The organism is Streptomyces sp. WELS2, assembly GCF_013870595.1.
Taxonomy (GTDB): Bacteria; Actinomycetota; Actinomycetes; order Streptomycetales; family Streptomycetaceae; genus Streptomyces.
This window is the reverse complement of record NZ_JACBWZ010000158.1, coordinates 1-10476: the sequence shown is the minus strand read 5'-3', so window position 1 is coordinate 10476 and position 10476 is coordinate 1. Positions and strand designations below refer to the sequence as shown.

5 protein-coding genes are annotated in these 10476 nt (G+C 67.1%); 1 reads left to right on the top strand and 4 read right to left on the bottom strand.

Going from position 1 to position 10476, the window contains the following annotated elements:
- Nucleotides 1-1008 (top strand): M48 family metalloprotease (locus tag H5J33_RS12650; protein WP_399552816.1); only part of this gene is annotated, 1008 nt, incomplete at its 5' end.
- 61 nt (nucleotides 1009-1069) lie between these two features.
- Here H5J33_RS12650 and H5J33_RS12645 read toward each other — a convergent pair.
- From H5J33_RS12645 to rplJ, 4 genes are all read right to left on the bottom strand, one after another.
- Nucleotides 1070-4969 (bottom strand): DNA-directed RNA polymerase subunit beta', encoded by a 3900-nt coding sequence (locus H5J33_RS12645; RefSeq protein ID WP_181795000.1) that lies wholly within the window; start codon nucleotides 4967-4969, stop codon nucleotides 1070-1072.
- A gap of 99 nt (nucleotides 4970-5068) precedes the next feature.
- The gene (rpoB, locus tag H5J33_RS12640; protein ID WP_181794999.1) at nucleotides 5069-8554 is read right to left on the bottom strand and encodes a DNA-directed RNA polymerase subunit beta; all 3486 of its coding nucleotides are present in this window, start codon (nucleotides 8552-8554) and stop codon (nucleotides 5069-5071) included.
- 548 nt (nucleotides 8555-9102) lie between these two features.
- Nucleotides 9103-9486, bottom strand: a complete 384-nt coding sequence (gene rplL, locus H5J33_RS12635) for a 50S ribosomal protein L7/L12 (RefSeq protein ID WP_220212277.1) — start codon at nucleotides 9484-9486, stop codon at nucleotides 9103-9105.
- A 111-nt stretch (nucleotides 9487-9597) separates the two neighbouring features.
- On the bottom strand, nucleotides 9598-10128 hold the full coding sequence (gene rplJ / locus H5J33_RS12630) for a 50S ribosomal protein L10 (protein WP_181794998.1): 531 nt from the start codon (nucleotides 10126-10128) through the stop codon (nucleotides 9598-9600).
- Nucleotides 10129-10476: the final 348 nt, after the last annotated feature.

Genomic DNA, 10476 nt, shown 5'->3' with positions numbered 1-10476 from the left:
CCGCCCCTGGCGCCGGGCGGAGGACCGGCCGGCATGGACGCGCACGATCCACGGCATCCGCACCACATCAGCACCGACCACGGCCGCATCCACATCGCCGCCCAGCAGCGGCGCACCGACGTCACGGCCGTCGGCAGGCTGCTGCTCTACCTGCCGAACTTCCTGAGCAGCCTCATCGTCGTCGGCCTGGTCTCGCTGTTCTTCGGCGACCTCGGTTTCCTCCTGGTGCCGGCCTGGCTCGCCACCGGCGCACTCGTCTTCCACCGCCCCACCGAACGCGCCCTCGCGCGCTACGTGCTAAGACTGCGCAACCCCACTCCGCAAGAACAAGCCAAACTCGAACCCGTCTGGCGGGAGGTCACGGCACGGGCCGGGGTGGACGGCCGTACGTATGAGCTCTGGGTGGAGGACAGCGACCATCTGAACGCGGTCGCCGCGGCCGGGCACATCGTCGGGGTCACCCGGTTCGCCATGAACGCGTTGCCCAACGGCGAACTCGCCGCCGTCATGGCGCACGAACTCGGCCACCACGTCGGCGGCCACGCCTGGGCCGGACTGCTCGGCTACTGGTACGCGCTGCCGGGCCGGATCGTCTGGCGGGTGCTGCGGGGCGTGACCGGCGTGATGTTCAAGATCTTGCGCGCCTTCTCCTGCCTGGGCGCCCTGATCTTCATCTTCATCGTCGGCATCGTCGCCTTCGCCACGATCACCTTCCTGTACGGGCTGCCGCTCCTGGTCCTCACCATGCCCTACGCGCTCGCCGCCGTCGGCCGGCAGGCCGAGCTCCGCGCCGACCAGCACGCGGCGGCCCTCGGCTTCGCACCCATGCTGGCGGCGGTGCTGGAGAAGACGCACTACCAGGAGCAGCAGGTCCAAGCCGCGCTCGCCGCCCGCAACGGCGGTGTCCCGGTCACCCAGGGCCGGCTGGCCAAGCTGCTCGCCTCGCACCCGGACCACCACACCCGGCTGCACCACCTCCAGCCGTACCTCGCCCCGCAGAGGCACTGAACCCGGACACGCCGAAGGGCGGCCACCCCGTAACGGAGTGGCCGCCCTTCATGCTGCTCGCTTACTGGTTGTACGGACCGTAGTCGTAGTCCTCCAGCGGGACGGCCTGGCCGGAGCCGGTGCCGAACGGCGAGTAGTCGATGTCGTCGTAGCCGACGGCCGAGTACATCGCGGCCTTGGCCTCCTCGGTCGGCTCGACCCGGATGTTGCGGTAGCGGGACAGACCCGTACCGGCCGGGATGAGCTTACCGATGATGACGTTCTCCTTGAGGCCGATGAGGCTGTCGGACTTGGCGTTGATCGCCGCGTCCGTCAGGACTCGGGTCGTCTCCTGGAAGGAGGCGGCCGACAGCCAGGATTCCGTCGCCAGCGAGGCCTTGGTGATACCCATCAGCTGCGGACGACCGGAGGCCGGGTGACCGCCCTCCTGGACCACACGACGGTTCTCCTGCTCGAAGCGGGAGCGCTCGACCAGCTCGCCGGGCAGCAGCTCGGCGTCGCCGGACTCGATGATCGTCACGCGGCGCAGCATCTGCCGGATGATGATCTCGATGTGCTTGTCGTGGATCGACACGCCCTGCGAGTTGTACACCTTCTGGACCTCGCCGACCAGGTGGACCTGGACGGCACGCTGACCCAGGATGCGCAGCACGTCGTGCGGGTTGGTGGCACCCACGGTGAGCTGCTGGCCCACCTCGACGTGGTCGCCCTCGCGGACCAGGACCTTGGCACGCTTCGAGATCGGGTACGCCGTCTCGTCGCTGCCGTCGTCCGGGGTGACGACGATCTTCTTGGTCTTCTCGGTCTCCTCGATGCGGACGCGACCGGACGCCTCGGAGATCGGGGCGACACCCTTCGGGGTACGGGCCTCGAAGAGCTCGACGACACGCGGCAGACCCTGGGTGATGTCGTCACCGGCCACACCACCGGTGTGGAAGGTACGCATCGTCAGCTGGGTACCGGGCTCACCGATGGACTGGGCGGCGATGATGCCGACCGCCTCACCGATGTCGACCAGCTTGCCGGTGGCGAGCGAACGGCCGTAGCACATCGCGCAGGTACCGACGGCGGACTCGCAGGTCAGGACCGAGCGGGTCTTGACCTCCTCGACGCCACGGGAGACCAGTTCCTCGATGAGGACGTCACCCAGGTCGGTGCCGGCCGGGGCCAGCACCTGGCCGTCGACCACGATGTCCTCGGCGAGGCAGCGCGCGTACACGGACGTCTCGACGTTCTCCGCCTTGCGCAGCACGCCGTCGGCGCCGCGCTCGGCGATCCGCAGCCGCAGACCGCGCTCGGTGCCGCAGTCCTCCTCGCGGATGATGACGTCCTGCGAGACGTCGACCAGACGACGGGTGAGGTAACCCGAGTCGGCGGTACGCAGAGCGGTGTCCGCCAGACCCTTACGGGCACCGTGCGTGGAGATGAAGTACTCCAGCACGGACAGACCCTCACGGAACGACGCCTTGATCGGACGCGGGATGGTCTCGTTCTTCGCGTTCGACACCAGACCACGCATACCGGCGATCTGCCGCATCTGCATCATGTTTCCTCGGGCACCCGAGTCAACCATCATGAAGATGGGGTTCGTCTTGGGGAAGTTCTCGTTCATCGCCTCGGCGACCTCGTTGGTCGCCTTGGTCCAGATCGCGATGAGCTCCTGCGTGCGCTCTTCCTTGGTGATCAGACCGCGCTCGTACTGCTTCTGGACCTTCTCGTCCTGCGCCTCGTAGCCGCGGACGATCTCCTTCTTCGCCTCGGGAACGACGACGTCGGAGATGGCCACGGTGACACCGGAACGGGTCGCCCAGTAGAAGCCGGCCGCCTTCAGGTTGTCGAGCGTCGCCGCCACGATGACCTTGGGGTAGCGCTCGGCCAGGTCGTTGACGATCTCGGAGAGCTGCTTCTTGCCCACCGAGTAGTCGACGAACGGGTAGTCCTCGGGCAGCAGCTCGTTGAAGAGCGCGCGGCCCAGGGTGGTGCGCAGGCGGAAAGAGTCACCCTGCTGCCACTCGGGCTCGCCCTCCTCGCGGGCCGGCGGCGTCCAGCCCCGCGGCGGGATGGTGCCCACCGGGAAGCGGATGTCGACCTGCGACTGCAGCGCCAGCTCACCGGCGTCGAACGCCATGATCGCCTCGGCCGTGGAGCCGAACGCGCGGCCCTCGCCCTTGGTGTCACGCAGCTCGCCGTCGGTGGTGAGGAAGAACAGACCGAGGACCATGTCCTGGGTCGGCATCGTCACCGGACGGCCGTCGGCCGGCTTGAGGATGTTGTTCGAGGACAGCATCAGGATGCGGGCCTCGGCCTGCGCCTCCGCGGACAGCGGCAGGTGCACGGCCATCTGGTCACCGTCGAAGTCCGCGTTGAACGCGGTGCACACGAGCGGGTGGATCTGGATGGCCTTGCCCTCGACCAGCTGCGGCTCGAAGGCCTGGATGCCGAGGCGGTGCAGGGTGGGAGCACGGTTCAGCAGCACCGGGTGCTCGGCGATGACCTCTTCGAGGACGTCGTACACGACCGTGCGGCCGCGCTCCACCATGCGCTTGGCGCTCTTGATGTTCTGCGCGTGGTTCAGGTCGACCAGGCGCTTCATCACGAACGGCTTGAACAGCTCCAGCGCCATCGCCTTGGGCAGACCGCACTGGTGCAGCTTCAGCTGCGGGCCGACGACGATGACGGAACGCGCCGAGTAGTCGACACGCTTGCCGAGCAGGTTCTGACGGAAGCGACCCTGCTTACCCTTCAGCATGTCCGACAGCGACTTCAGCGGACGGTTGCCGGGGCCCGTGACCGGGCGGCCACGACGGCCGTTGTCGAAGAGCGCGTCGACGGCCTCCTGGAGCATGCGCTTCTCGTTGTTCACGATGATCTCGGGCGCGCCGAGGTCGAGAAGCCGCTTCAGGCGGTTGTTGCGGTTGATCACACGGCGGTACAGGTCGTTCAGGTCGGAGGTCGCGAAGCGGCCACCGTCCAGCTGCACCATCGGACGCAGGTCCGGCGGGATGACCGGGACGCAGTCCAGGACCATGCCCTTGGGGCTGTTGGAGGTCTGCAGGAACGCGGAGACGACCTTCAGCCGCTTCAGGGCGCGGGTCTTCTTCTGGCCCTTGCCGGTGCGGATGATCTCGCGGAGCTTCTCGGCCTCCTCCTCGAGGTCGAAGGACTCCAGGCGCTTCTGCAGCGCGGCGGCGCCCATCGAGCCGTCGAAGTAGGTGCCGAAGCGGTCGCGCAGCTCGCGGTAGAGCAGCTCGTCGCCCTCGAGGTCCTGGACCTTGAGGTTCTTGAACCGGTTCCACACCTCGTCGAGGCGGTCGATCTCGCGCTGCGCGCGGTCGCGCAGCTGCTTCATCTCGCGCTCGGCACCCTCGCGCACCTTGCGGCGCACGTCGGCCTTGGCGCCCTCGGCCTCCAGCTCGGCCAGGTCCGACTCGAGCTTCTTGGCGCGGGCCTCGAGGTCGGCGTCGCGGCGGTTCTCGATCTGCTGACGCTCGACCGAGACGTGCGCCTCCAGGGAGGGCAGGTCGCGCTGACGGCGCTCCTCGTCGACGTACGTGATCATGTACGCCGCGAAGTAGATGACCTTCTCGAGGTCCTTCGGCGCCAGGTCCAGCAGGTAGCCGAGGCGCGAGGGGACACCCTTGAAGTACCAGATGTGGGTGACGGGGGCGGCCAGTTCGATGTGGCCCATCCGCTCACGGCGCACCTTGGCGCGCGTGACCTCGACGCCACAGCGCTCGCAGATGATGCCCTTGAAGCGGACGCGCTTGTACTTGCCGCAGTAGCACTCCCAGTCCCGGGTCGGACCGAAGATCTTCTCGCAGAAGAGTCCGTCCTTCTCGGGCTTGAGGGTGCGGTAGTTGATGGTCTCGGGCTTCTTGACCTCGCCGTGGCTCCACTGACGGATGTCGTCAGCGGTGGCCAGGCCGATCCGGAGCTCGTCGAAGAAGTTGACGTCGAGCACTATGCGTCAATCCCTCTCAGGGTCGTAAGTCTGTGGTCTGTACGGGGGCCTGGGGGTCGGCGGGGCCCCTGGTGGGTCAGGGGCCCCGCCGGACTCCCGTCAGACCTCTTCGACGCTGCTCGGCTCGCGCCGGGACAGGTCGATACCGAGCTCCTCCGCAGCGCGGAAGACGTCCTCGTCGGTGTCGCGCATCTCGATGGACATACCGTCGCTGGACAGCACCTCCACGTTCAGGCAGAGCGACTGCATCTCCTTGATGAGCACCTTGAAGGACTCGGGGATGCCGGGCTCGGGGATGTTCTCGCCCTTGACGATGGCCTCGTAGACCTTCACGCGGCCGGTGACGTCGTCGGACTTGATGGTCAGCAGCTCCTGGAGCGCGTAAGCGGCGCCGTAGGCCTCGAGTGCCCACACCTCCATCTCACCGAACCGCTGGCCACCGAACTGGGCCTTACCACCCAGCGGCTGCTGGGTGATCATCGAGTACGGGCCGGTCGAACGGGCGTGCAGCTTGTCGTCGACCAGGTGGTGCAGCTTCAGGATGTACATGTAGCCGACCGAGATCGGGTCCGGGAACGGCTCACCGCTACGGCCGTCGAACAGCCGCGCCTTGCCGGACGGGAGCACCATGCGCTCGCCGTCGCGGTTCGGGATGGTGTGCTGCAGCAGACCCGCCAGCTCGTCCTCGCGGGCACCGTCGAAGACCGGGGTGGCGACGTTGGTGCGCGGGGCGACCTTGTCGGCACCGATGGCCTGCAGGCGCTGCGCCCACTCGTCGGCGAGGCCGGAGACGTCCCAGCCGCGGCTGGCGAGCCAGCCGAGGTGGATCTCCAGGACCTGTCCCGGGTTCATTCGGGACGGCACACCCAGCGGGTTGAGGATGATGTCGACCGGGGTGCCGTCCTCCAGGAACGGCATGTCCTCGATCGGCAGGATCTTGGAGATGACACCCTTGTTGCCGTGACGGCCGGCGAGCTTGTCACCGTCGGTGATCTTGCGCTTCTGCGCGACGTAGACGCGGACCAGCTGGTTCACGCCCGGCGGCAGCTCGTCGCCCTCCTCGCGGTCGAAGACGCGCACGCCGATGACCTTGCCGGTCTCGCCGTGCGGCACCTTCAGCGAGGTGTCACGGACCTCACGGGCCTTCTCACCGAAGATCGCGCGCAGCAGGCGCTCCTCGGGGGTCAGCTCGGTCTCACCCTTCGGGGTGACCTTGCCGACGAGGATGTCACCGGCGATGACCTCGGCACCGATGCGGATGATGCCGCGCTCGTCGAGGTCGGCGAGGACCTCCTCGGAGACGTTCGGGATGTCCCGGGTGATCTCCTCGGGGCCGAGCTTGGTGTCACGGGCGTCGACCTCGTGCTCCTCGATGTGGATCGAGGAGAGGACGTCGTCCTGCACGAGGCGCTGCGACAGGATGATCGCGTCCTCGTAGTTGTGACCCTCCCACGGCATGAACGCCACGAGCAGGTTCTTGCCGAGGGCCATCTCGCCGTTCTGGGTGGCCGGGCCGTCGGCGAGGACCTGGCCCTCGATGACGCGGTCGCCCTCGTTGACGATGACCTTCTGGTTGACCGAGGTGCCCTGGTTGGAGCGGGCGAACTTGGCCAGGCGGTACGTGATGTACGTGCCGTCGTCGTTGGCGGTGGTGATGTAGTCCGCGGAGACCTCCTGGACCACACCGGCCTTCTCGGCCTTGACGACGTCGCCGGCGTCGACGGCGGAGCGGTACTCCATGCCGGTGCCGACGAGCGGGGCCTCCGACTTAATCAGCGGAACGGCCTGGCGCATCATGTTCGCGCCCATGAGGGCACGGTTGGCGTCGTCGTGCTCGAGGAACGGGATCATGGCGGTCGCGACCGACACCATCTGGCGCGGCGAGACGTCCATGTAGTCCACGTCCTCGGGGCCGACGTAGTCGACCTCGCCGCCACGGCGGCGGACCAGGACGCGGCTCTCCTCGAAGCGGAGGTCGCTGGTCAGCGGCGCGTTGGCCTGCGCGATGACGAAGCGGTCCTCCTCGTCGGCGGTCAGGTAGTCGACCTCGTCGGTGACCTGGCCGTCGATGACCTTGCGGTACGGGGTCTCGACGAAACCGAACGCGTTGACCCGGCCGTAGGAGGCGAGCGAGCCGATCAGACCGATGTTCGGGCCTTCGGGCGTCTCGATCGGGCACATGCGGCCGTAGTGCGAGGGGTGCACGTCACGGACCTCGAAGCCGGCCCGCTCACGGGACAGACCGCCGGGGCCGAGCGCCGACAGACGGCGCTTGTGCGTCAGCCCGGACAGCGGGTTGTTCTGGTCCATGAACTGCGACAGCTGGCTGGTGCCGAAGAACTCCTTGATGGAGGCGACGACCGGCCGGATGTTGATCAGGGTCTGCGGCGTGATCGCCTCGACGTCCTGGGTCGTCATGCGCTCGCGCACGACGCGCTCCATACGGGCGAGACCCGTGCGGACCTGGTTCTGGATCAGCTCGCCGACGCTGCGCAGGCGGCGGTTGCCGAAGTGGTCGATGTCGTCGGTCTCGACGACGACCGTCTCGCCGTTGTCACCGGTGGTCTCGGTCTCGCCGGCGTGCAGCTTCACCAGGTACTTGATCGTCGAGATGATGTCCTCGACGGTCAGGATGCCCGCGTCCAGCGGGGTGTCCGTACCCAGCTTCTTGTTGACCTTGTAGCGGCCGACCTTGGCGAGGTCGTAGCGCTTGGGGTTGAAGTAGAGGTTCTCCAGCAGCGTCTGCGCGGCCTCGCGCGTGGGGGGCTCGCCCGGGCGCAGCTTGCGGTAGATGTCGAGCAGCGCGTCGTCCTGGCCCTGGGTGTGGTCCTTCTCCAGGGTGGCGCGCATCGACTCGTAGTCGCCGAACTCCTCAAGGATCTGCTCGGTGGTCCAGCCGAGCGCCTTCAGCAGCACGGTGACCGACTGCTTGCGCTTGCGGTCGATGCGGACACCGACCATGTCGCGCTTGTCGATCTCCATCTCCAGCCAGGCACCCCGGGACGGGATGATCTTGGCGGAGAAGATGTCCTTGTCGGACGTCTTGTCGATGCTGGAGTCGAAGTAGACACCGGGGGAACGGACCAGCTGAGACACCACGACACGCTCGGTGCCGTTGATGACGAAAGTGCCCTTGTTCGTCATGAGCGGGAAGTCGCCCATGAAGACGGTCTGGGACTTGATCTCACCGGTCTCGTTGTTGGTGAACTCGGCGGTGACGAAGAGCGGGGCGGCGTACGTGAAGTCGCGCTCCTTGCACTCGTCGATCGAGTTCTTCGGCGGCTCGAAGCGGTGGTCCCGGAACGTCAGCGACATCGACCCGGAGAAGTCCTCGATCGGGGAGATCTCCTCGAAGATCTCCTCCAGACCGGACTTGGTGGGGACGTCCTGACCGTTCTCCAGAGCCTCCTCGACCCGAGTCTGCCAGGCGGTGTTGCCGAGCAGCCAGTCAAAGCTCTCGGTCTGCAGCGCGAGCAGGTTCGGAACCTCGAGGGGCTCCTTGATCTTTGCAAAGGAGATGCGCAGCGGGGCGGTGCTGGCGCCGTTGTTCGTATTCGCGGTCGAGGCAGTGCGCGAGGCGGCCAAGAGGGGGTCCTTCCGAGGGCTCGGACTCACTACGCGCGTACCGGTCCCTCTCCTGTACACAGGGACGGAAACCCCAGGTCGGGGGGTATCGGTCGACTGTGCTCAAGTGAGGGCAGACCCCTGGTGACGGGCAGGGGACAGCTAACAGGCAGCGCAAAGGGTCAGTGTAGCCACTTGGCACACTGATGTCCAGCGCGGGTTTTCGAAGACCCTCGTTGTGCTCAACGCCTCTCTCAACGCCCTCGGCATCCTGCCCTCAACGCACGTTGATACTGCCCTCTTCGTCGTCGATCCATGCCTCGGATTCGGATCCTTGTGACGACGCGTCCTGAGAATTGCGCGCTGCGTGCGGTTCGTCAAGGGTTCCTTGCCGGAACCCGGGCGTCCGGAGACACGACGAAGATCACCTTACCCCGCACGAACACAGGTGCAAGGCAGCCCTCGCCAGGCTCCGGGGAACGCCGAAGGGCGACCACCCAGATGGATGATCGCCCTTCGGTGCGTTCGCGTTACAGCCCTAGCGGGCCGCTGTGGCGCTCGCGAAGGTCTTACTTGACCTCGACGGAGGCACCGGCGCCCTTGAGGGCCTCGGCGGCCTTGTCAGCGGCCTCCTTGTTGACCTTCTCGAGGACCGGCTTCGGGGTGCCGTCCACGAGGTCCTTGGCCTCCTTCAGACCCAGGGAGGTCAGCTCACGCACGACCTTGATGACCTGGATCTTCTTGTCGCCGGCACCGGTGAGGATGACGTCGAACTCGTCCTTCTCCTCCTCGGCCTCGGCGGCCGGGGCACCCGGGGCGCCGGCGGCGGCGACCGCGACGGGGGCGGCGGCGGTGACGTCGAACTTCTCCTCGAACGCCTTCACGAACTCGGCGAGCTGGATCAGGGTCATGCCCTCGAACTCGGCGAGCAGTTCGTCCTGGGTGAGAGCCATGATGGCTTTCCTTCCACTAAATCGGCTGGTGCCGGATGTACATGAATGGCGGGCGTACGTTCGGCCCGCTACGACCGCTGCCTGACGGCGGCGGTCATGATGCGAGCCGAATTACTCGGCACCGCCCTGCTCGGCCTGCTTGGCGCGCAGCGCGTCCACGGTGCGGACGAGCTTCGACGGGAGCGCCTGGAAGAGCGCGGCAGCCTGGGACTGCTTGCCCTTCATGGCGCCCGCCAGCTTGGCGAGCAGAACCTCGCGGGACTCGAGGTCCGCAAGCTTCTTGATCTCGTCGGCGGACAGCGCCTTGCCGTCAAGGACACCGCCCTTGATGACGAGATTCGGGTTCTCCTTGGCGAAGTCACGCAGACCCTTCGCCGACTCCACCGGGTCACCGGTGACGAAGGCGACGGCCGTCGGGCCAGCGAAGAGCTGGTCCTCCAGCGTGATCCCGGCCTCCTTGGCCGCAATCTTGGTCAGCGTGTTCTTCACCACGGCGTACTGGGCGTTCTCACCGAGCGACCGGCGCAGCGTCTTGAGCTGCGCCACGGTGAGACCGCGGTACTCGGTCAGCACGGCGGCGTTGGAGCTGCGGAACTTGTCCGTCAGCTCCGCAACCGCGGCAGCCTTGTCGGGCCTCGCCATAGAGCCTCGGCCTCCTTCCGGGTGATTCGGACCGCGCGGACCCGAAGGAGGACTGGGGAAAACGAAACGCCCCGGCGCAGGCGCACGGGGCGGACTCGACCGGTTCGCACGCACTGGGCGGGCACTCCGGGAGTACTTCCACTGTCACCTGCGCGGGTCGTCCACTTTTCAGCGGATCCTTCGGCCACCGCACCCTCACGCGAGCGCACGGCAACGACCAGCGGTCTTTGGCTTCCCCCAGAGAGTACGGGACCGTCTCCCCACAGAGCAAATCGCACCGTTTACGACGGAGGCGCGGTGGGGATAGGAGACGCGGCGCGGGCGGGAGCCGAACCGGAGCCGGTCCAG